The sequence below is a fragment of the Microbacterium pollutisoli genome (genome assembly GCF_053586795.1).
Genome location: NZ_JBNYWT010000001.1, coordinates 701,079 through 725,574, shown reverse-complemented (window position 1 = coordinate 725,574; position 24,496 = coordinate 701,079). Strand labels below are relative to the sequence as shown.

Sequence of the window (24,496 nt, the reverse complement as noted above, 5' to 3'; positions counted from 1 at the left end):
TCCGGAGGGCGTTTCGGTCTTCGCGTCCCCGTTCCCGCTAAACTTGACAGGTAGTCCTACGAGGAAAAGGAGCCGCAATGGCAGCCATGAAGCCGCGAACGGGAGACGGACCGATGGAGGCCGTGAAGGAGGGGCGCCTGATCATCGTGCGTGTTCCGCTGGAAGGTGGCGGACGTCTCGTGGTCTCGGTCAACGACGAGGAGGCCAAGGAGCTCCACGGCGTCCTGGGCGAAGTCGTCGGCGCAGCCTGAAATACGTACAGGAACGGCCGGTCTTCGGACCGGCCGTTCGTCGTCTCCGGGGACGGTGCTAGCGCGTCTCGGGCGTGGTGGTCGTCAGCTGCAGCAGCCCCTCGCCGGCGATCGACAGCGCGCCCAGCACCGCCGGAGAGGCCTGGGTCTCCTGGATCAGGGACCGGTACGCGCTCGTACGGGCGTCCCGCTTGACCGGGTCGGCCACCGCACCGCCGGCCAGCACCCGGGGGACGAGCACCGTGCCGCCGGCGCGCACCAGGCGCAGGCCGTGCTCGACGTATTCGATGACGCCGTCGGGATCGGCGTCGACCAGCACGATGTCGTACGAGGCCTCGTTCATGCGGGGCAGCACATCGGCGGCCCGTCCCGTGATGAACCGGGCCCGGGCGGGCGGCACCTTCGCGTCCGCGAACGCGGCACGGGCCAGTGCCAGATGCTCGGGCTCCTTGTCGATCGTGGTCAGCGTCGCCCGGGGTGAGCCGTGCAGCAGCCACAGCCCGGAAACCCCACCGCCGGTGCCGATCTCGACGATGTTCAACGCCCCCGTGGCGGCGGCGAGCACCGCGCACTGCGCGCCGATGACGGCGCTGATGGGGTCGGCACCGATCTCGAGCGCATGGGCGCGCGCCCGCCCGATCGCGTCGGGTTCGATCGTCGCCTCGTCCGCGAACCTGCGGATCGCATCGTGTTCGGCCATAGCCTTCAGCCTACGGCGCGCACGGGCGGTCGACGGCGAGGCGCACGGGTAACCTGGACGCATGTTCTTCGGGCTCGACATGGAGAAGCTCCTCCTCATCGCGCTCGTCGCCGCGCTCCTTCTCGGCCCCGAGCGCCTGCCGCGCTACGCGGAGCTGCTCGCCCGGTTCACCGTCCGCACCAAGGAATGGCTGCAGGGCGCCAAGGGGCGTGTGAAAGAGGAGATGGGCGAGGACTTCGACGACGTCGAATGGCGCAAGCTCGACCCCCGGCAGTACGACCCGCGGCGCATCATCCGCGATGCGCTGCTGGACGACACCCCCGTCGCGACCGTCCGCGCCGCCGAGACGGCGGCCACCGTCACCACCGTGGCGACTCCGAGCCCGGCGGTGTCCTTCGACCCGGACCGGCCGGTGCCGTTCGACTCCGAGGCGACCTGACCGCACTCAGGCGCGGCTGACCGGCAGCGACCGTCCCGCGCGGGACCGGCCCGTCGTCAGCAGCCGGTCGGCGACCTGTTCGAGAGCGCGCGCGGCCGGATCGTCGGGCGCCGCGACGACGATGGGATGCCCGCTGTCGCCGCCGAGCCGCAGCGCCGGGCTCAGCGGGATCGAGCCCAGCAGCGGCACCGGCTCGGCGTCGGTCGTCAGCGCCGCAGCCACGTCGGCCCCGCCGTCGCTGCCGAACAGATCGAGCACGGTGCCGTCGGGCAGCGTGAACGCCGCCATGTTCTCCACCACGCCGACGACCCGCTGGCCGGTCTGGCGCGCGACCAGCCCGCTGCGCACGGCCACCTCCGACGCCGCCTGCTGCGGGGTCGTGACCACGAGCACATCGGCGTGGGGGAGCAGTTGCCCCACCGAGATGGCGACATCCCCGGTGCCCGGCGGCATGTCGATCAGCAGGACGTCCAGGTCGCCGAAGTACACGTCGGTGAGGAACTGCTGCACCGTGCGGTGCAGCATCGGCCCCCGCCACGCGACCGCACCCGGCGCCGCGGCGTCCCGCGGCAGGAACATGCCGATCGAGATGGCCTTGACGTCGTAGGCGACCGGCGGCAGCATGAGGTCGTCGATGCGGGTCGGCTGCGGCGGCAGCCCGTCGGCGCCGAACAGGCCCAGCAGCGCCGGGATGGAGAACCCGTGCACGTCCGCGTCGATCAGCCCGACCGCGAGCCCCCGGCGTGCCAGCGCGACCGCCAGATTCGCCGTGACGGACGACTTGCCGACGCCGCCCTTGCCGCTGGTGACGGCGATGATGCGCGTCAGCGTGTCGGGGCCGAACGGCATCGTCCGTCGCGCGCGTCCGCCGCGCAGCCGCTCGGTGAGGGCGTTGCGTTCGGCGGGCGTCATGACGCCGACCTCGATGTCGACATCGGCGATGCCGGGGACCGAGGCCGCCGCCTGCCGCACATCGCGTTCGATCCGGTCGGCGGCCGGGCACCCCACGATCGTGAGCGCGATCTGCACGTGCGCGTGCCCGGCATCCACGCGCACGTCGCGGACCATGTCGAGTTCGGCCAGCGGGCGCCGCAGCTCGGGGTCCATGACCGCGCCGACCGCCGACCGCACGGCTGCGGCGTCGGCCGTCACGGCCGGCCCGGCGCGTCGTCGGGGCCGTCGGCGGGGTGGGCGCGCTCGTCGAGCTCGTCGAGCAGGGCACGCAGCTCCTGCCGGAGCACGTCGCGGGTCACGACCTCGTTCGACACGTCGCTGAGGGCCATGCGCAGGGCCACCACCTCGCGCGCCAGGTACTCGGTGTCGGCGAGATTGCGCTCGGCGCGCTGCCGATCCTGTTCGATCTGCACGCGGTCCCGGTCATCCTGACGGTTCTGCGCGAGCAGGATGAGCGGCGCGGCGTAGGAGGCCTGCAGCGACAGCATGAGCGTCAGCGCCGTGAAGCCCAGGGCGGCGTCGTCGAAGCGCAGCGCGGGCGGGGCCGTCGTGTTCCAGATGATCCACCCCGCGCAGAACAGGGTGAGCAGCAGCAGGAACATCGGCGTGCCCATCGCCCGCGCGATCCACTCCGTGAACCGACCGAACCGGTCGCTCGACGAGGCGGAGGCACCGGCCCGCGGCAGCATGTTCGCGCGCCGGCCGCGCGGCGCCTCGAGCGGGTTCGCCGGCCGCCGCGCCCTCACCGTGCCGCTCCCGTCGCCGCGTCGGACGGATCGGTGTCGTGCGAGCGCCAGTCATCGGGCAGGAGATAGTCGAGCACGTCGTCGACGCTGACGACGCCGACGAGGCGGTGTGCGGGGTCGACGACCGGCAGCGAGACCAGGTCGTAGCTGGCCAGCAGGCGGGCGACCTCAGCCGCCGACGCCGTCGCCGGCACGGGGTCGACCGTGTCGTCGATGATGGCGCCCAGCCGTTCGTGCGGGGGATAGCGCAGCATGCGCTGGAAGTGGACGGTGCCCAGCAGGCGCCCGGTCGGCGTCTCGTACGGCGGAAGGGTCACGAACACGGCCGCGGCCAGCGCCGGGTGCAGCTCGTGACGGCGGATCAGCGCGAGCGCCTCGGCGACGGTCGCGTCCGCCGACAGGACGATGGGCTCGGGGGTCATGAGACCGCCCGCGGTGTCCGGCCCGTACTTCAGCAGCGCGCGCACGTCCTGCGCCTCTTCCGGCTCCATCAGCTCGAGCAGCTCTTCGCGCTGCTCCTCCGACAGCTGCGCGAGCACGTCGGCGGCGTCGTCGGGCTCCATCTGGTCGAGGATGTCGGCCGCACGCTCCTCGCCGAGCGCCTCCAGGATCTGCACCTGATCCTCCTCGGGCATCTCCTCGAGCGCATCGGCGAGACGGTTGTCGGGGAGCTCGCCGACCACCTGCAGCAGCCGCGATGCGGGCAGGTCGAGCAGGCTGTTGGCCAGGTCGGCGGGTTTGAGCTCGGAGTAGCTGGCCACAAGGTGCTCGGCCGACTGCTCCTCGCCGGGCACCTGTGACTCGCGCACGTCGGACCACTGTGCGAACGTGGTCGGGCCCTTCGCGAAGGGCGACGCGCTGGTCTTGGGCTTGCGCAGGAACAGCTGGCCGATGTCCCAGTCGCCCTGACGGTTGCGCTCGATGGCGACGTCCTCGATGACCGCCTGGCCGGACCCGTCGGTGAAGAAGACCTTGCGGCCGATCAGCTCGGCCATCACCCGCACCTCGCCGCCGCGCTGCTGGAACCGGCGCACGTTGATGAGCCCGGTCGTGATCACCTGGCCGGTGGCGATGGAGGTGACCCGTCCGATCGACAGGAACACGTGGCGCCGGCCGGGGATCTCGACGACCAGGCCGACCACGCGCGGCGGATCGTTCTTGCGGAAGATCACCACCACGTCACGCACCTTGCCGAGGCGGTCACCGGCAGGGTCGAACACCGCGCAGCCGGTCAGGCGCGCCACGAAAACCCTCTGCGTGCTCACCCGTCCAGCGTAGCCCGCCGGGCACCGGCGGCGCCGGAGCGGTCCGTGTCAGAATGGGGTGATGAGCATGATGGGCGGCGTGCCACGCGAACACGGCGAGAAGATCGCGGAGTTCACCACCTATGAGGGGGCCCAGAAGGCGGTCACCGCCCTCATCGAGGCGGAGGTCCCCGCCAAGGACATCGCCATCGTCGGCCGCGGGCTGCGGTCGGTCGAGACGATCACCGGCCGGCTCGGCTACGCGACGGCGGCCCGCACCGGTGCGATCAACGGCATCCTGCTGGGCCTGGTCTTCTCGGCGATCTTCGTGCTGGGCACGCCGAACGCCGCCATCCAGCTGTTCATCGGCGTCATGCTCGTCGGTATCGCGGTCGGGATGCTGATGAGCATCCTCACCTACTCGATCGTGCGCCGCCGCCGCGCCTACACGTCGATGACGCAGTTCCTCGCCGACCACTACGACGTCACCGTGCTGCCGGGCAGCATCCAGAAGGCGCGCGAAGTGGTCGGCCGCGCCGCCGTGGCACCGCCCCCCGCGACACCGGTCGCCCCCGCCGCACCGGCCGTCGAGGAGCCGCCGCGGTACGGCGAGCGGATCGTGCCCGCACCCGACGGCACGGTGGCACCGGCACCGCCTGCCGCGGATCCCGCCGCGCCCGCCGCTGACGAGGACGCCGACGACACCGATCGCCGGGCGCCGCAGGACGGTTCTGCCACCGGCGACGCACCCGGACGCTGACACCCATGGACACCGTCGCGGTCGAGCTGCCGTCCGGTGAGGTCGCGGTGCCGGTGGCGTACGAACCGGCCGACGACGCATGGGCCGCGCTCGCACTGGCACACGGCGCCGGCGCCGGCAAGGACCACCCCTTCCTGGTCGGCTTCGCCGAGGGGATTCGGGCCGTCGGGGTGTCCACGCTGCGCTTCGACTTCCCGTACGTGGTCGCCGGTCGGCGCATGCCCGGCCCCGCCGCGCACGCGCTGCGCACCTGGCGGGCGGTGTTCGCCGATCTGGCCGCGCGTTCTCCCGGCCTCCCGCTGGTGGCGGCCGGCAAGTCGTACGGCGGCCGGATGGCGTCGATGACGACCGCCGAGGCAGGCATGGCGCCCGCCGCGCTGGTCTACCTGGGCTATCCGCTGCACCCGCCGGGCAAGCCCGAGTCGTCCCGCGCCGCGCACCTGCCGCATATCACGGCACCCCAGCTGTTCGTGACCGGCACCAACGACCCGTTCGTCCAGCCGCTGTCCCAGCTCGAAGAGGCCGTCGCCTCCTGTCCGGACGCCGAGATCTCGTGGATCACCGGCGGGGGCCATTCGTTCGAGGTGAAGGGCGCCCGCCGGCCGGCCGCGGCGATCGGTGCGGCGCTGGCGCCGCGGGTGGCCGAGTGGCTGCGGGAGCGGGTGGGTCAGCGCCCGGCGGCGTAGCCCTGCATGCCGCGCGGGTTCGCGGCGGCCCAGACCGTGCCGTCTTCGGGGGAGGCACCGACGGCGGACAGCCGCCCCAGCGCCCAGTCGCCCGCGATCGTGACGTCGTGGCCACGTGCGCGCAGACCCTCGATGACCGCATCGCCCATCCGGGCCTCGACGACGACACCGGCCGGCGTCCACGTGCGGGGCCAGAACGAGTCGACGAGTGCCGTCGTGTGCAGTGTCGGCGCGTCGATGGCCTGCTGGGCCGTGTACCCGCCGGCGAGCATGCGCACGAGCATCGGCAGCTGCCACTGCTCCTGCTGGTCACCGCCGGGGGTGCCCAGCGCCATGACCGGGCGTCCGTCCTGCAGCACGAGGGTCGGTGTGAGCGTCGTGCGCGGCCGCGCTCCGGGGCGCAGCGCGTTCGGCGCCGACGCGTCGAGCCACATCATCTGCAGCCGCGTTCCCAGGCAGAACCCCAGCTCAGGGATCGTGGGCGAAGACTGCAGCCACCCGCCGGACGGGGTCACCGCGACGATGTTGCCCCACCGGTCGGCGACGTCGATGTGGCAGGTGTCACCCCGGGTGCGCCCGGTCTTGTCGACCGTCGGCTCGCCGGTGCCCGCAGTGCCGCTCACCTCGTCCGGGGTGCGCAGGGGAGGTCGGAACGCCACCCGCCCGGGCAGCTCGCCGGGGCGCCAGGTGCGGGCGGCGCCGGCACCGATCTGCGCCCGCCGCTTAGCTGCGTACTCCTCGGACAGCAGCGGATCGAGCGCCGCGCCGTCGCCGAAGTAGGCGTCGCGGTCGGCGAGGGCGAGCTTGAGGGCTTCGACGATCGTGTGCGCCCCGGCGGCGGTCTGGGGGTCGATCTGCGCGTCGGCGAACCCGTCGAGGATCCGCAGTGCGGCCAGCAGCGCCGGGCCCTGCGTCCACCCGCCGGCCTTGGCGATCGTGTGACCGCGGAAGACGGCGGTGACGGGCGTCTCGTAGCCGGCGTCGAAGGCGGCGAAGTCGTCCGGGGTGAGGACGGCGGCGTGGTCGCGCCCGTCGGAGTGCCGGTGCGGGGTCGCCAGGAAGGCGCTGGAGGCCGTGGCCACCGCACCGTGCTTCCATTCGGCTCGCGCGGCCTCGATGCGCGCGACGCGGTCGGGCAGTCCTGATCCGGCCGCGACCAGGCCCTCGAGCACCGCGGCGTAGGCGGGATTGCGCACGAGGGCTCCCGCGCGCGGGGGCTCGCCGTCCGGCATCCACAGGGCGGCGGAGGTCGGCCATGCCTCGCGGAACAGATCGGCGACCCGCGCGATGGTGGCCGCCGCCTGGGCGAGCAGCGGATGGCCGTCGCGGGCGTACCCGATGGCGTAGGCCAGCACGTCGGACAGCTCCCACGTGCCGTGGTCGCGCAGCAGCACGAGCCAGGCGTCGACGGCGCCGGGCACCGCTGCGGCCAGGCCGCCGGCCCCGGGAATCAGATCAAGTCCCTCGCCGCGGTAGTGCGCGATCGTGGCGCCCGCCGGCGCCGGTCCCTGCCCCATGAGCACAGCCGGTGCGTCGGCGCCCGCGGCGTGGAAGATGCCGACCAGGTCGCCGCCCGGGCCGTTCAGGTGCGGTTCGACGACGTGCAGCACGAAGCCGCCGGCCACGACCGCGTCGAACGCGTTGCCGCCCCGCTCGAGCACCGCCTGCGCGACAGCGGTCGCGGTGGTGTGGGTGGAGGCGGCCATGCCGAACGTACCGACCAGCTGCGGGCGGGTCGTGAACTCCGGCGGAGGCGTGAACGTCACGGGGTCAGCCGGACAGCCGCGCGATCCAGGCCTCGACCTCGTCGGCGGTGCGGGGGATGTCCGCCGACAGGTTCACGGGCCCCTCGGCGGTCATGACGATGTCGTCCTCGATGCGCACCCCGATGCCGCGGTACTCCTCCGGCACGGTGAGGTCGTCGATCTGGAAGTACAGCCCGGGCTCGATCGTGAAGACCATCCCCGGTTCGAGGATGCCGTCATAGTACATCTCGCGCCGCGCCTGCGCACAGTCGTGCACATCCAGCCCCAGGTGGTGGCTCGTGCCGTGCACCATGTAGCGGCGGTGCTGCCCGCCGCGATCGGCGTCGAGCGCCTCCTGCGCGGTGACCGGCAGCAGCCCCCACTCGGCGACGCGCGCGGCGATGACGGCCATGGCGGCGTCGTGCACGGCGCGGAACCGCACGCCGGGCTGCGCGGCGGCGAACGCGGCGTCGGCCGCCTCGCGCACGGTCTCGTAGATGCGGCGCTGGATGGGGGTGAAGGTCCCGGACACGGGCAGGGTGCGGGTGATGTCCGCGGTGTAGAGGCTGTCCACCTCGACCCCGGCGTCGACGAGGATGAGGTCGCCGGGCACGACGGCGCCGTCGTTGCGGGTCCAGTGCAGATAGCACGCGTGCGGGCCCGACGCGGCGATGGTGTCGTACCCGGTGCCGTTGCCCTCCGTGCGGGCGCGCAGGTGGAACACGCCCTCGACGGCCCGCTCGCCGCGCGGGGTGGCGACGATGCGGGGGAGGTCGGCGACGATGTCGTCGAATCCGCGCGCGGTCACGTCGACGGCCAGGCGCAGCTGGGCCAGCTCGTACTCGTCCTTGACCAGCCGCAGCTCGGAGACGAACCGTGTCAGCTCGGGGTCGACGTCGACGACGAGTTCCCCGGCGACCGGCGCGAACCGGTCGATGTGCGCGGTGGCGAGCCCCAGGTCGGTCGCCACGGCCTGCAGCGACGGGCGGGGACCGATCCAGAACTCGCCGATCGACGCGTCACCGTAGAACTCGGCGGTGGTGCGGTCGGCCCGCTCGCGCAGATACAGGGTCACGTCGTGGCCGGATGCCGTCGGCTCGAACACGAGCACCGACTCGGGCACCGCGTCGGCACCCCATCCGGTCAGGTGGGCGAAGGCCGAGTGGGGCCGGAACGGGTAATCGGTGTCGTTGGAGCGCTGCTTCAAGGTTCCGGCGGGGACGACCAGCCGGCGGCCGGGGAAGGCGGCGGACACGGCCGCACGCCGCGCGGCGGCGTAGGGCGCCTGCGGGCGTTCGGGCGGGGACTGCTCGGGCCGATCGGCCCACCCGGTGGGGATCGTCTCCAGGAAGCCCGCAGGGAACGGCTGCTTGCGGTTGCTCGTCGTCTCCGCCGTCCGCGTATCGGTCGTCGCGGTCGAATCATGCGTGCTCATGGTTCCATCCTCCCACCGGCCGGTTCAGTCGGCTCGTTCGAACTGCACCACCAGGGGTCGGTGGTCGCCGCCGGAGCCGTCCATCGAGTCCAGCACCACCGATCCGGTCGCCGTCCAGGCTTCGGTCGCCAGCACGTGGTCGATCGGCGCGCCCAGCATGGCGGGCCATTCGGTGGACCAGGTGCCCACCGCGCCGTTCCCGGTGGTGGCGGCGGCGTCATGGCAGCGGCCGAGGGTGGCGTCGTCGGTGCCGAGCCGCTCCATGTGGTCGACGGTCGCGTTGAAGTCGCCGGCCATGATGACGTCCTCGGCCGCGCACTGGTCGGCCAGCCACTGCAGGTCGCCGCGCCAGGCCGCCATCTGGTCGGTGCGCGGGGCCACGGCGTGCACGGCCACCACGATCGGACCGTCGCCGCTGACCGGCATCGCGACGACGCTCGGCACCTGCGACGTGTTCGAGGTGCCGGACGCGTCGGATTCGACGACCGCGTAGCCGCCCAGGTCGGGGGAGATGAGCACGCTGGTCGAGTTCGCGTCCCAGTCGGCGTAGCCCTCCTGGTCGCCGAAGTCCTCGTGGTGTGCCCACATCGGCCGCCCCATCTCACGCATGAGCACGGCGACCTCGGTGCCGGTCTCGATCGACGTCTCGGGGAGCGCCACGATGTCGGCCTGCATGGCCACGGCGGTCTTGGCGATGGTGGCCGGCGCGGTCGCCTCGCCGGCCGTGTTCCAGGTCATGACGCGGATGCTGTCGGCGGTGGGCGCCGGCAGCGACGACTGCCCCGCGCCCCGCGACGCGATGATCGCGCTGTTGACGGCACCGGCGGCGACGGCGACGACCAGAACGGATGCCGCGAACGCGCGCAGCGGGCGGACGAAGCACAGCAGGAGCATGAGCACCGCGACGGCCGCACAGGCGAGGACCATGACGCCGCGCAGCGCCACGATCTGGGCGAAGGGCATGGTCCGCTCGAGCCGGAAGAACTGCGGCCAGGTCGCGACGGCGGCGCCCATCGCGATGATCAGTGTCACCAGGATCCCGAGCAGCCGCCACACGACGGTGAGCCTATGTCAGCAGTCTGGGCGGAGCCTGCGCGCACCGCCGTTTTCCGGCAGGCCGGTACGCTCGATGCCATGTCGAGTGGGCGCGGGCACGGTGGACCGGCCGGTGCCGCGCGCCCGTGGCAAGGGCCGGCCGATCTGCACCTGCACTCCGCGCATTCCGACGGCACCGAGCCGCCGGCCCAGGTGATGGCGGCCGCGCACCGCCACGGCCTGCGCACGGTCGCGCTCACCGACCACGACACGACGTCCGGCTGGGCCGAAGCCGCCGAGGCCGCCACCTCGCTGGGGATGACGTTCCTGCCGGGCATCGAGCTGTCGGCACGGGAGGGATGGCGCAGCGTCCATGTGCTGGGCTATCTGTTCGATCCCGACGACGCCCGGCTGCGGGAGCTGACCGACCGCATCCGGCAGTCCCGGCTGACCCGCATCCGGACGATGGCCGACCGCATCGCGCGCGACTACGACGTGTCGTGGGACGACATCCTCGCCCAGACGGCCGCCGACGCCTCCGTGGGACGCCCGCACATCGCCGACGCCCTCATCTCGAAGGGGATCGTCGCCGACCGCACCGAGGCCTTCGCCGACATCCTCCACCCCGGCGGCGCGTACTACGTCGACCTGTACGCGCCCGACCCGGTGACCGCCGTCGCGGCCATCGCGGACGCCGGCGGTGTGCCGATCATCGCGCATCCGGCCGCGCGGGCCGGGGTGGTCGACCGGAAGGTGATCGCGCGGATGCTGGAGGCCGGACTGGCCGGGTTCGAGCTGGGCCACCGCGAGAACCATCCCGACGGCGTCGCGGCGCTGTCGCGGATCGTGGCCGAGCACGACCTGATCGTGACCGGGTCCAGCGACTACCACGGGCGGGGCAAACCCAACCTGCCGGGGGAGCGCACGACCGCCGACGACATGGTGGCCCGCATCATCGCCCGCGGTACCGGCAGCGCGCCGGTCCACCCCTGAGGGCGCGTCGGAGGCCAGGGTCGGGGGTCGGGACCGGCCGCCGGTTAGGCCCCGGCGCCGGCGGCGGGTGCCTGGGCGCCGCCCGCGCCACCCGCGCCGCCGCGGCGACGCCGACGCCGGCGGGCCGGAGCGGGCTTGCCGTCGCGGTGCTCCTTGCCGGCGCCGTCGTGGGTGCCGGCGCCGTCGGCCGCGCGGTCGTCCGCACCGGTCTCGGCGGCGGCGGGGGCTGCGGCATCCTGCCCCTCGACGAAGGTCGAGCCGACCTGCTCGCCCCCGGCGCGGCGGCGACGACGGCGGCGGGAACCGGCGGGTCGCTCACCTGCGGCATCCGCCGCGCGCGCGGGTTTCGCCGTCCGCACCGACTGGGTCTTCGGTGCGGTGGCGATGCGACCCTTCGTGCCGGCGGGGATGTCCAGGTCCTCATACAGGTGCGGGCTGGACGAGTACGTCTCCACCGGCTCGGGCTGACCGAAGTCCAGCGCCCGGTTGATGAGGGCCCACTTGTGCAGGTCCTCCCAGTCGACGAACGTCACCGCGATGCCGGTCTTCCCGGCTCGCCCGGTGCGACCGGCGCGGTGCAGGTACGTCTTCTCGTCGTCGGGGATCGTGTGGTTGATGACGTGGGTCACATCGTCGACGTCGATGCCGCGGGCGGCCACGTCGGTGGCGATGAGCACGTCCTTCTTGCCGGCCTTGAACGCGGCCATCGAGCGCTCCCGGGCCTCCTGGCTCATGTCCCCGTGGACCGCCCCGGCATTGAAACCGCGGTCGTTCAGCTCATCTACGAGCTTCTGCGCGGCGCGCTTGGTGCGGGTGAACACGACGGTCTTGCCCCGGCCCTCGGCCTGCAGGATCCGCGCGATCACCTCGTCCTTGTCCAGCGAGTGGGCGCGGTAGACGAGGTGCTTGATGTTGGCCTGGGTCAGCCCCTCGTCGGGGTCGTTGGCCCGGATGTGGATCGGGTTGGACATGAACCGGCGCGCCAGGGCGACGATCGGTCCGGGCATGGTCGCCGAGAACAGCTGCGTGTGCCGGACGGCGGGCACCTTGGAGAAGATCTTCTCGATGTCGGGCAGGAACCCGAGGTCGAGCATCTTGTCGGCCTCGTCGAGCACGACCTCGGTCGCGTTCGACAGGTCGAGCAGACGCTGATTGTTCAGGTCGATGAGCCGGCCGGGTGTGCCGACCACGATCTGTGCCCCCGCCTTCAGCTGGTCGATCTGTCCCTCATACGCCTTGCCGCCGTAGATGGCCACGACGCTCGTGGAGCGGTTCGAGGTGAGCATGTCCATGTCCTCGTAGACCTGGACGGCCAGCTCACGGGTGGGAACGACGATGAGCGCCTTCACGCCCGGTGCCGGGTCGAGGCCCAGGCGCTGCACCACGGGGATGCCGAAGCCGAAGGTCTTGCCGGTGCCGGTCTTGGCCTGGCCGATGATGTCCTGACCGGGAAGCCCCAGCGGGATCGTCTGCTCCTGGATGGGGAACGCCTCGGTGATGCCCTTGCTGCCCAGTGCCTCGACGATGTCGGGGTCGACTCCGAGCTCGGCGAAAGTCGTCATGAATCCATGCCTGTCTGGCGGTGAGAAGCCGCCGGTGTAAAAGGTCCACGCCCTTCACTCAGCCACAGGCGCGGTGGTCCCGATCCGATGCCGGGACCCGACCAGCCTACCGGAGGGTGGACCCCGCGCCGCCGTAGGCTATAGGCGTGGTGAACTGGTTCTGGCAGCGCAAGCGCCCATCGACCCGGACGCTGCGTGTGCGCTCGCGCGGCGACTACGGTGACGTGCGGCGGGTGGACTTCGCCGAACTGGCGCCCGATGTCGACACCTATCTGGGCCAGGCGGCCTACCTCCAGCTGGGCTTCTTCGAGACCCTCAGCGAGCTGATCGCCCCCACGCCGGAGCTGGCGCGCAAGGAGTCGCTGTCGCTGGCGGCCGGTGCGGCGCTGCTGAAGCACCGTGCGCTGGTGGCGCTGGTGCGCGAACACGGCGAGGACCCGCTGGGTCTCATGCTCCCGTTCCGCGAGCAGCTCGACCAGTTCCGGCGGGCGACCCATGGGGCCCGGCCGCTGGAGACCATGCTGTCGGTCCACATCACCGCCGGGATGCTCGACGACTTCTACCTGGCGCTGTCGGCCAGCTACGGCGCGATGGGGCAGCGGGTGGCCGCGATCCTGCAGACCGACGACGATCGGGAAGCGCTCGTCGCGATCCTGAAGGATGCCATCGACTCCGACCCCGAGTGGTCGTCACTGCTGGCCCTGTGGGGCCGGCGGCTGGTGGGCGACACCCTGCTGATCGCCCGCGCGGCCCTGCGTTCGCAGAGCCTGGACGAAGCCGATCAGGCGCGCGTCGACCCGGTGTTCACGGATCTGCTCGGCGCGCACTCACGGCGCATGGCCCAGCTCGGGCTCGACGCCTGAGCGGGGCCGGGCCCCGGCATCCGGTCGGCGGGGCCGTCAGGCGATGCGCAGCCGCTCGCGCTCGCGCTGATCATGGGCGGCGCGCATCCTGCGCAGCACCACCAAGGCGACCGGGAGGACAGCGGCGGGCACGGCGGCTGAGATGAGCCAGATCCACGGCGCGTCGATCGCCAGACCCAGCCAGGTCAGCACGAGCCAGGTCAGCCCGCCCAGGACGGCGCCCGCCATCGGGGCCAGCGCGGCCCCGCGCGAGGGCCGGTCGGCCATCGTGTAGTGCAGCACCGCGCCGTAGGAGGCGCCGAAGATGAGCGCCAGCAGGATCTGCATGTCAGGCGACGAAGCCGACGCGACGCGACTGGTCGCTGCCCACCTCGACGAAGGCGATCCGCGCGGTCGGGATGATGTAGGAGCTGCCCCGGGAGTCGGTGAAGCTGACCACCGCGGTGCCGGCTTCGAGCGCGTCGGTGACGGTCTTCTTGACCGCTTCGGGGGCGTCGTCGGTCTCGAAGTTGAGCTCGCGGGCGGTGTCGGCCAGGCCGATGCGGATCTCCACGGGTGACTCCCTTTCCGGCCCGGTGACGACGGGCCACCTCGATGCTACGACACCCGGCGGTGTCGGCGGCGGCGGGTACCGTGAAGGCATGCCCGAACCGATGCCGCACCCTGCCGTGGGCGTTGCGCGTGGCCGGGCGGACGCCGCCCAACAGGCGGTCATCACCCTCCCGGTCGAGGCCAGCGGCGTCGTGGCCGGGGCGCCCGGCAGCGGCAAGACCGCGTGCCTGCTCGCGCGGGTGCGTCATCTGGTGGATGCCGGGCTCTCGCCGGACGAGATCCTCGTGCTGACCCCGACCCGGCAGACGGCGACGCGGCTGCGTGACCGCCTGGCACTGACGGTGGGGGCGGCCACCACCGGTGCCCTGGCGCGGTCGGTCGCCGCCTTCGCCTATCAGCTGGTCCGTGCCGCCGCCGTGCGCGCCGGCCAGGAGCCGCCGCAGCTGCTCACCGGTCCCGACGAGGACCAGCTCATCGCCGATCTGCTCGCCGGCGACGCCGAGGACGAGGCAGACGGCCTGTCGCGGTGGCCGGAGTGGCTGCCGGCGGCGGTGCGCGCCACGAACGGCTTCCGCGCGGAGGTGCGCGCCTTCCTCGCGGAGAGCACGACCCTGGGGCTGTCACCCGACCGGCTCGCCCAGCTCGCCGACGAGCACGACCTGCCCGCCTGGCGGGCACTGGCGTCCTTCACGCGCGAGTACGACGACGTGCGCGCCGCCATGCGCGGAGCGCACCGCGACGCGGCGGGGCTGGTGCGCGAAGCCGTGGGCCTGGCGCGCACCCTCCCGCCCGGCGACCCCGCGTGGCAGGTGGCCGGCAGACTGCGGGTGCTCCTGGTGGACGACGCGCAGGAGCTCACCCTCGGCGGCATCGAGCTGCTCGAGGCGTGCCGGGCCCGCGGCATCGCGGTGCTCGCGTTCGGTGACCCCGACATCAGTGCGGGCGCGTTCCGCGGTGCCACACCGGAGAACTTCGCCCGCCTGGCCGCACAGGTGCCCGTGCACGTGCTGCCCACCGTCCACCGCGGCACCCCCGCGCAGCAGGAGCTCGCCGCGCAACTGACCTCACGCATCGGCGCGGCGGGCATCGTCGCGCACCGGCGCCCGCCGTCCGGGACGGTCCCCGACGAGAGCATCCGCGCGTTCACCGCGCGGTCGTCGTCCGAGGAGCACGACCTCATCGCGCGCCTGCTGCGCGAACGCCATGTCCACGACGGGGTCCGGTGGGACGACTGCGTGGTCATCGCGCACGACACCCGTCAGGTCGTCACGCTGGAGGCCGAACTGGCGGCCCGGGAAGTGCCGACGCGGGCCACCGGTCAGGCCAGGCCGCTGGCCGACGCGCGCGCCGTGCGCGACCTGCTCCGGCTCGTGCTGCTGGCCGCCCGCGACCCGGACACATGGACGGCCGACGAGCTCGCCGACGCGCTGCGCGGTGCGGGACTGGATCCGGTGGAGCTGCGCCGTCTGCGCACGGCGCTGCGCCACGCCTCGCTGCAGCATCTCGATGACGGCGAGGTCGCGCCGACCGGCCGGGAGCTGCTCGCCTCCGCCGTGGCGCACCCGCTCGAGTTCGAGCTCATCGACACGCGGGAGGCGCGGCGGGCGGCGCGCATCGGCACCGCGATCGCGGCGCTGCGCACCCAGATCGAGGAGCAGGCGACCGCGCACGAACTGCTGTGGACGGCCTGGGAGGCGCTCGGCGGCGACCGGGCCTGGCGGGCGGCCACCGCCGGGCACGGGCCGCTGGCCGAGCAGGCCGGGCGGGAGCTGGACGCCGTGGTCGCGCTGTTCCAGTCCGCCAAGCGCCATGGCGAACGCGCCGACGGCACCTCCGCGCTCGCGTTCCTGCGCGGCGTGCTCGATTCGGATGTCGCTGAAGACCGCCTGACCGCCGCGGCCCCCGACGGGGTGGTCCAGGTGATGACCCCCGCCGGTGCCCTGGACACCGAGTTCGACACGGTGATCGTCGCAGGGGTGCAGGACGGCGTCTGGCCGAACCTGCGCACGCGCGGAAGCCTGCTGGAGACCTGGCGGCTGTCCTCCCCGGGCGGCGCCGACGCCGTCGACCGGCGCCGTGGCGTCCTGCACGACGAACTGCGGCTGTTCGTCCGCGCCGCGACACGGGCCACCCGGCAGCTGGTGGTCACCGCCGTCGATGACGACGACACCGGACCCAGCGTCCTGTTCGAGCTGCTGCCGCCCGCCGAGCCGGTCGGCGCCTGGGCCGCGCATCCGCTGTCGCTGCGGGGCCTGGTCGCCCAGCATCGTCGCGCCCTCACCGATCCGCGCGCACCGGCATCCGCCCGACAGGACGCCGCCGGCCAGCTCGCGCTGCTGGCCGCCGCCGAGGTGCCCGGTGCCGACCCCGGCGAATGGTTCGGCGTCCTGCCGCCGACCTCGATCGGGCCGCTGCGCGACCTGTCCCGCGAGGACGTGCGCATCTCGCCGTCCCGGCTGCAAGCGCTGGACGAGTGCGAGCTCAACTGGGTCATCGGCGACCTGGGCGGCGACAGTGGCACGGCGGTGGCCGGTCTCGGGACCATCCTGCACGCGGCGCTGGAGCACGCCACCGGCGCCGATGAGGACGCCCTGTGGGCGGCGGTGACCGCACGCTGGTCCGAGCTCGAGTTCGAAGCACCCTGGCGCGACCGCGCCGAACGGGCGCGGGCCCGGGACATGGTGCGTCGGCTCGCCCTGTACCTGCGGCGGTTCCACGCCGCCGGCGGCCGGCTCGTGGGCGCGGAACCGCACTTCGAGGTGCCGGTGCCCATCGACGGCGCCCCGCACGGCGCGATCGTGTCGGGGTACATCGACCGCGTGGAGATGATGGCGGACGGCTCGGTCGTCATCGTCGACCTCAAGACCGGGAAGCGCGAACCCCAGACCGACGCGAAGGTCGCCGACAACCCGCAGCTGGCGGCGTACCAGCTGGCGTTCGAGTCGGGGGCCGTCCCCGCGGTCGCCGGCCACCCCGGCGGGGGAGCCAAACTGCTCGTGCTGCGCCCGTCGGCGGCCACCAAGGACTACGCCGAACCGCACCAGCCGCCCTTCGACGACGAGACGCGCGCCGCGTTCCTCGACCGGGTGCGCCGCGCGGTCGACATCATGACCGGAACCACCTTCACCGCCCCGTTCGAGGAGCACTGTCGCGATGACCACAGCTACGGCCTCTGCCGCGTGCACACGATCGGAGCCGTGAGCGCGTCGTGACGATCTCTCCCCAGGCGATCGCCGCCGCGCTCGGGCAGTTCCCGCCGACCGACGCGCAGGCCCAGGTCATCTCCGCCCCGCTGCGCCCGGCGCTCGTGGTCGCCGGCGCCGGCAGCGGCAAGACCGAGACGATGGCCGCGCGGGTCGTCTGGCTGGTGGCCAACGGCCTCGTCCGACGCGATCAGGTGCTCGGGCTCACCTTCACCCGCAAGGCCGCCGGTGAACTCGCCGAGCGCATCCAGCGTCGCCTGCTGCGGCTGAGCGAGTTCGAACGCCGTGGCCTGCTGGCCGACCTTCCCGCCCTGCATCGCGCCGGGCGCCTGGAGGTCTTCGGTCGCCTCGAACAGGCGGGCGCACCCGAGTCGGCGCGGCGTGCCGAGCTCGACGCACTTGGAGGCCCGGCCCGGGACAGCGATGCCGACGCTTTGCTCGAACGTCCCCAGGTCGCCACCTACAACAGCTTCGCCGATGCGATCGTGCGGGAGCATGCGGTCCGCGTCGGGCGCGACGCCGAAGCGGCCGTGCTCAGCGAGTCGGCCGCCTGGCTGCTCATGCGCCGCGTCGTGCTCGACGCGGACGACGAACGCCTCGAGGTGCGCGAAGAGGCGCTGTCGTCGATCATCGACGGCGCATTGCGCATCGCCCGCGACAGCACCGACAACCTCGTCGACCTGGACGAGCTCGCCGCCTTCCCCGCGCGCTTCGCCGCCATCGCCGAGCGCCCCTCGACGACCTCCCGGGTGGACGTGTACGCCGACGTCCGCAAGGCCGTGACCACCGTCGGCGGCTTGGAGGTGCTCGTCGAGCTGGCGCGCGAATACGCCGCCCGCAAGCGCCGGCAGGGCGTGATCGACTTCTCCGACCAGGTCGCCGGGGCCCTCGAGGTGGTGCGCGGGCACGCGGCCGTGCGCGCCGATCTGCGCGACCGGTACCGCGTCGTGCTGCTGGACGAGTACCAGGACACCTCGGTCGTGCAGACCGACCTGCTGGCGACCGCCTTCCAGGTCACCCCGGTCATGGCCGTCGGCGACCCGCACCAGTCCATCTACGGCTGGCGCGGCGCGAGCGCCGGCAACCTCGGCGGATTCGCCGCCGCGTTCAGCGCGTCCGGTGACGCCGGACGGTTCTCGCTGATGACGAGCTGGCGCAACGCCACCCGCGTTCTCGACGCCGCCGGAGCCGTGCTCGCGCCGCTGGCGGCGACCTCGCCCGTCCCCGTCGAGCAGCTTCTGCCTCGCCCCGGTGCCCCCGACGGGCAGGTCGAGATCGCGTTCGAGGCCGACGTCGACGCGGAGGCGGACCGTGTCGCCGCGTGGTTCCACGAGGTGCGCGCACAACGGGCCGCCGCCGGGCAGGGGACGACCGGGGCCGTCCTGTTCCGCAGCAAGAAGCACATGGTCCGGTTCGCGGACGCCCTCGGCCGCCGGGCGGTGCCGCACCGCATCCTGGGTCTGGGCGGTCTGCTCAGCACGCCCGAAGTGGTCGACGTGGTGTCCGCCCTGCGCGTGATCAGCGACCCGCGAGCCGGGTCGTCACTGCTGCGGCTGCTCGCGGGACCGCGGTGGGCGATCGGGCTGCCCGACCTGCGGGCGCTGGCCGAGCTGGCCCGACGCATCGGGCGACACGACGCCGCCCTGCAGCCGCTGGCGCCGGACGTCCTGGCCCGGCGCCGGGCCTCGGTCGACGACGATGACGCGTCCCTCATCGACGCCCTCGACTTCCTCCGCCGGCAGAGCGCCGACCACGGCTGGCTGAGCGGGTTCACCCCCGCGGGGCGGGACCGGCTGCGGGAAGCCGGCGCGGTGCTGGCCGGACTGCGGCAGTCGGCGACCATGCCGATCCCCGAACTCGTCCGGCTCATCGAACTCGAGCTGCGCCTGGACATCGAACTGGCCGCCAGCGAGGCCCGCGGGCCGGCACGGACCGCGGGTGATCAGCTGCGCGCCTTCGTCGACGAGCTGCACGGGTTCCTGGCCACCGACGACAGCGGCTCGCTGCCGAGCCTGTTGGCCTGGCTCGACCATGCCGAACGTCTCGACGAGTTCGCCCCGCGCACCGAACCGCCCGAGGAGGATGTGGTGCAGCTGCTGACCGTCCACGGCTCGAAGGGGCTCGAATGGGATGCGGTCGCGGTGGTGCGCTTCGTCGAGGACGAGCTGCCGGCACGTCCGCAGGACAGCAAGGCCTGGCTGGGGTTCGGCGTCCTCCCGTACGAGTTCCGCGGCGACCGGCAGTGGCTGCCCGAACTGCACTGGCAGGCGGCGGCAGCCCCCACCCAGCAGGACCTGAAGGCCGCGTTCGACACGTTCGCCGCCGACGTGAAAGCCCGTCAGGTGGAGGAGGAGCGCCGCCTCGCATACGTGGCGGTGACCCGGGCCCGCGACCGCCTGCTGCTGACCGGGTCCAGCTGGTCGGGCACCAAGAAGCCGCGCGGGCCGAGCCCGTTCCTGCGGGAGATCGCCGCCGCGCTGGGGCTGGAGCTGCCCGACACCGACCCGGGAGACAACCCCTACGAGGGGCAGCGGCGCCTGCTGCAGTGGCCGATCGATCCGCTCGGTGCGCGGCGGGAGGTCGTGATGGCGGCCGCCGAGCAGGTGCGCACCGCGCAGCACGCGCCCCCGGTGGCGCCCTCACGCGACCTGGCCCTGCTGCTGGCCGAGCGCGACCAGCCCGCGCCGCGCCCGCTCAGGCCCACACGCGTGCCCGCCTCACGGTTCAAGGACCTCGCCGACCCCGACGCCGACACCGGACGACCGATGCCGGAGCGCCCCTACCGGCAGACACGGCTCGGCACGCTGTTCCACGCGTGGGTGGAGCAGCGCTCCGGGCTCACGGGCCTGGGCGCCTCCCTCGACGACGGGCTGTGGGAAGCGGACGACGACTCCGGGCACCTCAGCGCCGCGGACGCCGATGCGCTCACCCGGCTCACCGAGAACTTCCTGGCCTCGGAGTGGGCCGACCGCCAGCCGCTCGAGGTCGAGACCGAGATCGATTTCGTCGACCCGGACGCCTTCGGCGACGGCGTTCCGCGCGTGATCATCTGCAAACTGGATGCCGTGTACCGGACGGCGTCGGGGCGCATCGAGATCGTGGACTGGAAGACCGGGCGCCCGCCGCGCACGGAGCGCGAGCGTGCCGACCGGATGATCCAGCTCGATCTGTACCGGCGGGCGTACCACGCCAAGCACGGGGTGCCGCTGGATCAGATCGACGTGGCGCTGTTCTACGTGGCCGACAACCTCGTGCTGCGCGGCTGAGTCACGCCGTGCCGGTCCACCGGCGCAGCGCGTTGCGGGCCGCCTCGTCCAGTTCGACCCGGTCGGGGCCCGACTCCTCGGCACCCTCGGCGACCTCGGCAGCGGCCGGTTCCGCCGACGGCCGCGGCGACCACTCCGACAGTTCGATCGGCACCGTCTCGACGTCGCCGGTCTGCTCCTCGTCGGTGAACAGGTCGCCCATGTCGGGGTGGTAGGCGTCGGTCTGCATCGACGTGTCGACCTCGGCGGTCGTGTCCCGCACCCGCTCCCGGGCGGCGAACGCGTCGTCGGCGGTCACCGGACGGGCATCGATCGGCGGCTCGTCACGCACGTTCTCGTCGAGCGCCTCCAGCAGCGACACCGCGTCGGCGACGACGTCGTCCGCGCCGGTGGTGTGGCCGTGCACGAGCCAGCGGGCGAACTCGAGCTCGGCGTGGAACCGCGCGCGCTCGGCCAGCAGCGCGTCCGGTGCGCGGTGGGTCGCCGCGGTGTAGGCGTCCAGCACGTCGTCACGCGCGTCGGGGGCGGTGGCCAGCCAGCGCAGATCGATCGCCGGGTCGCCGGCGCTGAGACCCCCCCACGTGAGGAGGCCTGTCACCGTCGGCACCCCGTCCCCGTCGTCGGCGAGGACGAACGACCCGGGCTCGACACCGCCCAGCACGACCGTCGTCTCGAACCGCCACAGCGACTCCGACCCGACGGCGGTGCTCCAGCGTCGGAGCAGCCCGAACGGCAGCTTCCCGGTCGCCTCGGCCCGGTCGAGCAGTCGCTCGGCCTCGTCGCGCACCTGGCCGGCGGTGAGCACCGGCAGCCCCGCGTCGCGGACCACCGCGACCGAGAGATCGTGGATGCGGGCGAGCGCCGCCCCGACCGTCGTGGCCACACCCCGCCCCGGCGGGATGTGCGCGGCGTCGACGCGGTACCCCGGAAGCAACGACTGCACGAGGGCGTGCACGCCGCCGACGGTGGCTTCGCCGAGCACCTCGGGGGCGGTGAACGGCAACACGCCCCGCACTCCGGCCGACAGGGCACGCAGGGCGCGGATCTCGGCGCGCAGCTCGGCCTCGGCCTCCGCATCGACCGGCACGCGCACCACGACCTGTCGATCGTCGTCGAGGGTCGCGATCGCACTGTCGTACCGACCCGACGATCCTTCCGTCAGTGGGCTGACCCTCACGACCCGGGCATCGGGCAGGGCGGAGGTCACCGACGCGGCTAAAGTGAGGGGTGAGCGTGCCATGACCCCCAGGGTAGGCGGGCGATGCCCCGCGTTCGCGCGCCACGCCCGGCAAGAGAGGTCCTCGATGACGCCGACACCGGCATCCCCGCTGCCCGCCCTCGCGCGCGACGGGATCGACCGTGCCGCCGGCGAGCGGTCGACCCCCCGGCTCGTCGAGCGGCTGCGCGCCGACCCCGCCACGCGCGTGCTGTGCGTGCACGGCGACCGCGCGCCGCTGCTGGCCGACGGCCGGCTGCACACGGTGGCGCCCGGTGACGTCGCCGGGCACGCCGAATGGGGGTTCCTGGGCCGCACGCCGGAAGGGGACGGCGTCTTGGTGGCGGCGTGCGATGTCCTCGCGGACCCGCCCATCGCGGCCGAGCGGTGGGAGGCGCTGCGTGCTGTCGGAGGCGACCTGGCGCCGGTGGAGGCGGGGCTGTTCGTCGAGGCGCTGTGCCTGGGGCGCTGGCTGCGCGAGGCCCCGTTCTGCCCCGGGTGCGGACAGCGCCTGCAGGTGCGCAACGCCGGCTGGTCGCGCACGTGCGAGGTGTGCGTCGCCGAGCACTTCCCCCGCACCGATCCGGCCGTCATCGTGGCGATCACCAGCGCCGACGGGGAGCGCCTGCTGCTGGGACAGAACGCGCTGTGGGTGGACCGCAACATGTTCTCCGCGTTCGCCGGGTTCGTGGAGGCGGGGGAGTCGCTCGAATCCGCACTGGTGCGCGAACTGCTCGAAGAGGCCGGCGTCGAGGTCACCGACCTGCGGTATCAGAGTTCGCAGTCCTGGCCCTATCCGCGGTCGCTCATGCTCGGGTTCTACGCCACCGCGCGCGACGAGGATGCCGTGCGTCCGGACGGTGAGGAGATCGTGGCCACGCGCTGGTTCACGCGCGCGGAGATCGCCGCCGGCCTGCGCGGCGAGGCCGACTTCCGGTTGCCCGCCGCCTCGTCGATCGCCCACACGCTGATCCGGAACTGGCTGGACGCATGATCGATCGCGCGCTCGTCGGACTCGACGATCGGCAGCGTGAGGCGGCCTCGGCGCTGCGCGGCCCGGTGTGTGTGCTCGCCGGCGCCGGCACCGGCAAGACACGGGTCATCACGCACCGCATCGCCCACGGGGTGGACACCGGTGCCTACTCGCCCGGGCGGGTGATGGCGGTCACCTTCACGACCAAGGCGGCCGGGGAGATGCGCGGGCGGCTGCGGGCGCTGGGTGTGCCGGGCGTGGCGGCCCGCACCTTCCACGCGGCGGCGCTGGCGCAGCTGAACTTCTTCTGGCCGCAGGTCGCCGGAGACGCGGCGCCGAGCATCGTGAACAGCAAGGTGGCGCTCCTCGGCCAGGCCGCCGATGCGCTGGGGCTGCGGCTGGACGCGCCGACGCTGCGCGACGTCGCCGGACGGATCGAGTCGCGGAAGGTGTCGATGCGGACCATCGAAGCGGATGCCGCGCAGCGGCCGCACGGTCTGCCCGGGGTCGAACTCACCGCCCTCGTCGACCTGCAGCGCGCCTACGAGAAGGTCAAAGATCAGCGGCGCCAGCTCGACTTCGAGGACGTGCTCCTGGCGTGCGCCGGCATGCTCGAGTCCGAGCCGCGCGTGCTGGCCGCCGTCCGCGAGCAGTACCGCCACTTCACCGTCGACGAGTTCCAGGACGTGTCACCGGTCCAGCACCGTCTGCTGGAGCTGTGGGTGGGGGAGCGCGGCGACGTCTGCGTCGTGGGCGATGCCAGCCAGACCGTGTACTCGTTCGCCGGGGCCGATCCCCGGTACCTGCTCGACTTCCCGACCCGCCACCCCGAGGCGCGCGTGGTGCGCCTCGAACGCAACTACCGCTCCGACGCCGCCGTGCTGCGCGTCGCGAACGCGCTGATGCGGGGCCGCCCCGGGGCGCTCGAACTCGTGTCCGACGAACCCCCGGGTCCCACCCCCACGGTCACCGCATTCGCGGACGACGCCGCCGAAGCGGCCGGAGTGGCCGCGCGCGTGGCGGACGCCGTGGCGGCGGGGGTCGATCCGCGCCGCATCGCCGTGCTCTATCGCGCCAACGCGCAGTCCGCGCCGCTGCTGTCGGCGCTGGCCGCACGCGGGGTGGCGGCGACGGTGCTGGGCGGCAAGCGGTTCTTCGACCTGCCCGAAGTGCGCCAGGCGCTGCTCGCGTTGCGGGGCGCGGCCGTGGCGCCGCTGGAGACGAGCTTCCAGGCGACCGTCCGCGACGTGCTGCGCTCGCTCGGGTTCACCGACGAGGCGCCGCCGGCCGGCGGCGCGCTGCGCGACGCGTGGGAGGCCCGCGCCGCGCTCATGCGGCTGGCCGAGGAGGCCCCGCCCGACGCCACGCTGCGCTCGTTCACCGACGACCTGATGGCGCGTGCCAAGGATCAGCATGAGCCCACCCTGCGGACCGTGACCCTGGCGACCCTGCACGCCGCGAAGGGTCTGGAATGGGACCACGTGCACCTCGTGGGGATGAGTGAGGGGCTGCTGCCCATCTCCTACGCGACGACCTTCGACGCCATCGACGAGGAGCGGCGCCTCGCCTACGTCGGCGTCACCCGCGCGGCGCGGACGCTGTCGGTGTCGTGGGCGCAGACGAGCGGGGGAAGGCCCCGTCAGCGGTCGCGATTCCTTCAAGAGATCGGCACGGACATCGCGGATGCACGCGATGCGCGTGCCACCGGCGCCGGCCGGTCACGGCGCTGACGAGCACCGACCGGGTGGGCGCGGCATCCGTGTCGCGCAGCAGCCGCGCCGCCACAAGTCCGGCCTCGATCAGCAGCGGCCGCGCCGTATCGGCGGTGGGCCGCGCCAGCAGCTGGGCGGCCAGGAGCGGCCAGTCGGGGTCG

Annotated in this window: 21 protein-coding genes; 10 read left to right on the top strand and 11 right to left on the bottom strand. The window is 73.3% G+C overall.

Features of this window, described 5'->3' with window-relative positions:
- Positions 1–77: 77 nt before the first annotated feature.
- Positions 78–251 (top strand): DUF3117 domain-containing protein, encoded by a 174-nt coding sequence (locus ACQ143_RS03535; RefSeq protein WP_076690416.1) that lies wholly within the window; start codon positions 78–80, stop codon positions 249–251.
- A 58-nt stretch (positions 252–309) separates the two neighbouring features.
- On the opposite strand, the gene ACQ143_RS03530 is transcribed toward ACQ143_RS03535, so the two are convergent.
- Positions 310–951, bottom strand: a complete 642-nt coding sequence (locus tag ACQ143_RS03530) for an O-methyltransferase (protein ID WP_449569322.1) — start codon at positions 949–951, stop codon at positions 310–312.
- 61 nt (positions 952–1,012) lie between these two features.
- On the opposite strand from ACQ143_RS03530, the gene ACQ143_RS03525 reads away from it, so the two are divergent.
- Positions 1,013–1,390 carry a Sec-independent protein translocase TatB gene (locus tag ACQ143_RS03525; RefSeq protein WP_449569321.1) on the top strand — a complete coding sequence of 126 codons (378 nt, stop codon included), beginning with the start codon at positions 1,013–1,015 and terminating at the stop codon, positions 1,388–1,390.
- Positions 1,391–1,396: 6 nt separating this feature from the next.
- Here the strand turns inward: ACQ143_RS03525 and ACQ143_RS03520 are convergent, their stop codons facing one another.
- The 3 genes from ACQ143_RS03520 to ACQ143_RS03510 are packed head-to-tail and all read right to left on the bottom strand — an operon-like array spanning position 1,397 to position 4,355.
- Entirely contained in the window at positions 1,397–2,497 is a 1,101-nt protein-coding gene (locus tag ACQ143_RS03520; RefSeq protein WP_449569578.1) for an Mrp/NBP35 family ATP-binding protein, read from the bottom strand.
- A gap of 41 nt (positions 2,498–2,538) precedes the next feature.
- The gene (locus ACQ143_RS03515; protein WP_449569577.1) at positions 2,539–3,033 is read right to left on the bottom strand and encodes a DUF1003 domain-containing protein; all 495 of its coding nucleotides are present in this window, start codon (positions 3,031–3,033) and stop codon (positions 2,539–2,541) included.
- A gap of 53 nt (positions 3,034–3,086) precedes the next feature.
- Positions 3,087–4,355 carry a magnesium transporter MgtE N-terminal domain-containing protein gene (locus ACQ143_RS03510; protein WP_449569320.1) on the bottom strand — a complete coding sequence of 423 codons (1,269 nt, stop codon included), beginning with the start codon at positions 4,353–4,355 and terminating at the stop codon, positions 3,087–3,089.
- 61 nt (positions 4,356–4,416) lie between these two features.
- Here ACQ143_RS03510 and ACQ143_RS03505 point away from each other — a divergent pair, with 61 nt between their 5' ends.
- Positions 4,417–5,094 (top strand): general stress protein, encoded by a 678-nt coding sequence (locus ACQ143_RS03505; RefSeq protein ID WP_449569319.1) that lies wholly within the window; start codon positions 4,417–4,419, stop codon positions 5,092–5,094.
- 5 nt (positions 5,095–5,099) lie between these two features.
- The gene (locus ACQ143_RS03500) at positions 5,100–5,780 is read left to right on the top strand and encodes an alpha/beta hydrolase family protein (protein ID WP_449569318.1); all 681 of its coding nucleotides are present in this window, start codon (positions 5,100–5,102) and stop codon (positions 5,778–5,780) included.
- Here the strand turns inward: ACQ143_RS03500 and ACQ143_RS03495 are convergent.
- From ACQ143_RS03495 to ACQ143_RS03485, 3 genes are read right to left on the bottom strand one after another with little or no spacing between them, the layout of a single operon-like run.
- Positions 5,762–7,546 (bottom strand): gamma-glutamyltransferase family protein, encoded by a 1,785-nt coding sequence (locus ACQ143_RS03495; protein ID WP_449569317.1) that lies wholly within the window; start codon positions 7,544–7,546, stop codon positions 5,762–5,764. The two genes, ACQ143_RS03500 and ACQ143_RS03495, sit on opposite strands and share 19 nt — an antisense overlap.
- A 4-nt stretch (positions 7,547–7,550) precedes the next feature.
- Positions 7,551–8,960 carry an aminopeptidase P family protein gene (locus tag ACQ143_RS03490; RefSeq protein WP_449569316.1) on the bottom strand — a complete coding sequence of 470 codons (1,410 nt, stop codon included), beginning with the start codon at positions 8,958–8,960 and terminating at the stop codon, positions 7,551–7,553.
- Between the two features lie 24 nt (positions 8,961–8,984).
- The gene (locus ACQ143_RS03485; protein WP_449569315.1) at positions 8,985–10,016 is read right to left on the bottom strand and encodes an endonuclease/exonuclease/phosphatase family protein; all 1,032 of its coding nucleotides are present in this window, start codon (positions 10,014–10,016) and stop codon (positions 8,985–8,987) included.
- Positions 10,017–10,094: 78 nt separating this feature from the next.
- Between ACQ143_RS03485 and ACQ143_RS03480 the strand changes: the two genes are divergently transcribed.
- Positions 10,095–10,988, top strand: a complete 894-nt coding sequence (locus tag ACQ143_RS03480) for a PHP domain-containing protein (RefSeq protein WP_449569314.1) — start codon at positions 10,095–10,097, stop codon at positions 10,986–10,988.
- 44 nt (positions 10,989–11,032) lie between these two features.
- Here the strand turns inward: ACQ143_RS03480 and ACQ143_RS03475 are convergent, their stop codons facing one another.
- Positions 11,033–12,550, bottom strand: coding sequence for a DEAD/DEAH box helicase (locus ACQ143_RS03475; RefSeq protein ID WP_449569313.1), 1,518 nt, complete (start codon positions 12,548–12,550; stop codon positions 11,033–11,035).
- A 146-nt stretch (positions 12,551–12,696) separates the two neighbouring features.
- Here ACQ143_RS03475 and ACQ143_RS03470 point away from each other — a divergent pair, with 146 nt between their 5' ends.
- Positions 12,697–13,413 carry a ferritin-like fold-containing protein gene (locus ACQ143_RS03470; protein ID WP_449569312.1) on the top strand — a complete coding sequence of 239 codons (717 nt, stop codon included), beginning with the start codon at positions 12,697–12,699 and terminating at the stop codon, positions 13,411–13,413.
- 36 nt (positions 13,414–13,449) lie between these two features.
- Here ACQ143_RS03470 and ACQ143_RS03465 read toward each other — a convergent pair whose 3' ends face one another.
- Together ACQ143_RS03465 and ACQ143_RS03460 are read right to left on the bottom strand one after the other, a co-directional pair.
- Positions 13,450–13,740 (bottom strand): GlsB/YeaQ/YmgE family stress response membrane protein, encoded by a 291-nt coding sequence (locus tag ACQ143_RS03465; protein WP_449569311.1) that lies wholly within the window; start codon positions 13,738–13,740, stop codon positions 13,450–13,452.
- A 1-nt stretch (position 13,741) separates the two neighbouring features.
- The gene (locus ACQ143_RS03460) at positions 13,742–13,966 is read right to left on the bottom strand and encodes a DUF3107 domain-containing protein (protein WP_449569310.1); all 225 of its coding nucleotides are present in this window, start codon (positions 13,964–13,966) and stop codon (positions 13,742–13,744) included.
- Between the two features lie 88 nt (positions 13,967–14,054).
- On the opposite strand from ACQ143_RS03460, the gene ACQ143_RS03455 reads away from it, so the two are divergent.
- Entirely contained in the window at positions 14,055–17,177 is a 3,123-nt protein-coding gene (locus ACQ143_RS03455) for an ATP-dependent helicase (RefSeq protein ID WP_449569309.1), read from the top strand.
- The gene (locus ACQ143_RS03450; protein WP_449569308.1) at positions 17,174–20,434 is read left to right on the top strand and encodes an ATP-dependent DNA helicase; all 3,261 of its coding nucleotides are present in this window, start codon (positions 17,174–17,176) and stop codon (positions 20,432–20,434) included. Before ACQ143_RS03455 ends, ACQ143_RS03450 begins: the two co-directional genes overlap by 4 nt.
- Before the next feature lies 1 nt (position 20,435).
- On the opposite strand, the gene ACQ143_RS03445 is transcribed toward ACQ143_RS03450, so the two are convergent.
- Positions 20,436–21,674 (bottom strand): phosphotransferase, encoded by a 1,239-nt coding sequence (locus tag ACQ143_RS03445; RefSeq protein ID WP_449569307.1) that lies wholly within the window; start codon positions 21,672–21,674, stop codon positions 20,436–20,438.
- 64 nt (positions 21,675–21,738) lie between these two features.
- Here ACQ143_RS03445 and nudC point away from each other — a divergent pair, with 64 nt between their 5' ends.
- Together nudC and ACQ143_RS03435 are read left to right on the top strand one after the other, a co-directional pair.
- A complete protein-coding gene (gene nudC, locus ACQ143_RS03440; RefSeq protein ID WP_449569306.1) occupies positions 21,739–22,644 on the top strand; it encodes an NAD(+) diphosphatase in 906 nt (301 codons plus the stop codon).
- Entirely contained in the window at positions 22,641–24,353 is a 1,713-nt protein-coding gene (locus ACQ143_RS03435; protein WP_449569305.1) for an ATP-dependent helicase, read from the top strand. The genes nudC and ACQ143_RS03435 overlap by 4 nt, the downstream gene beginning before the upstream one ends.
- Positions 24,354–24,496: the final 143 nt, after the last annotated feature.

What these genes read in the sequence shown, in the direction of transcription:
- ACQ143_RS03535 (WP_076690416.1), top strand. Translation starts at nt 78, where the DNA reads ATGGCAGCCATGAAGCCGCGAACGGGAGACGGACCGATGGAGGCCGTG.
- ACQ143_RS03530 (WP_449569322.1), bottom strand. Translation starts at nt 951, where the DNA reads ATGGCCGAACACGATGCGATCCGCAGGTTCGCGGACGAGGCGACGATC.
- ACQ143_RS03525 (WP_449569321.1), top strand. Translation starts at nt 1,013, where the DNA reads ATGTTCTTCGGGCTCGACATGGAGAAGCTCCTCCTCATCGCGCTCGTC.
- ACQ143_RS03520 (WP_449569578.1), bottom strand. Translation starts at nt 2,497, where the DNA reads ATGGACCCCGAGCTGCGGCGCCCGCTGGCCGAACTCGACATGGTCCGC.
- ACQ143_RS03515 (WP_449569577.1), bottom strand. Translation starts at nt 3,033, where the DNA reads ATGCTGCCGCGGGCCGGTGCCTCCGCCTCGTCGAGCGACCGGTTCGGT.
- ACQ143_RS03505 (WP_449569319.1), top strand. Translation starts at nt 4,417, where the DNA reads ATGAGCATGATGGGCGGCGTGCCACGCGAACACGGCGAGAAGATCGCG.
- ACQ143_RS03500 (WP_449569318.1), top strand. Translation starts at nt 5,100, where the DNA reads ATGGACACCGTCGCGGTCGAGCTGCCGTCCGGTGAGGTCGCGGTGCCG.
- ACQ143_RS03490 (WP_449569316.1), bottom strand. Translation starts at nt 8,960, where the DNA reads ATGAGCACGCATGATTCGACCGCGACGACCGATACGCGGACGGCGGAG.
- ACQ143_RS03480 (WP_449569314.1), top strand. Translation starts at nt 10,095, where the DNA reads ATGTCGAGTGGGCGCGGGCACGGTGGACCGGCCGGTGCCGCGCGCCCG.
- ACQ143_RS03475 (WP_449569313.1), bottom strand. Translation starts at nt 12,550, where the DNA reads ATGACGACTTTCGCCGAGCTCGGAGTCGACCCCGACATCGTCGAGGCA.
- ACQ143_RS03465 (WP_449569311.1), bottom strand. Translation starts at nt 13,740, where the DNA reads ATGCAGATCCTGCTGGCGCTCATCTTCGGCGCCTCCTACGGCGCGGTG.
- ACQ143_RS03455 (WP_449569309.1), top strand. Translation starts at nt 14,055, where the DNA reads ATGCCCGAACCGATGCCGCACCCTGCCGTGGGCGTTGCGCGTGGCCGG.
- ACQ143_RS03445 (WP_449569307.1), bottom strand. Translation starts at nt 21,674, where the DNA reads ATGGCACGCTCACCCCTCACTTTAGCCGCGTCGGTGACCTCCGCCCTG.
- nudC (WP_449569306.1), top strand. Translation starts at nt 21,739, where the DNA reads ATGACGCCGACACCGGCATCCCCGCTGCCCGCCCTCGCGCGCGACGGG.
- ACQ143_RS03435 (WP_449569305.1), top strand. Translation starts at nt 22,641, where the DNA reads ATGATCGATCGCGCGCTCGTCGGACTCGACGATCGGCAGCGTGAGGCG.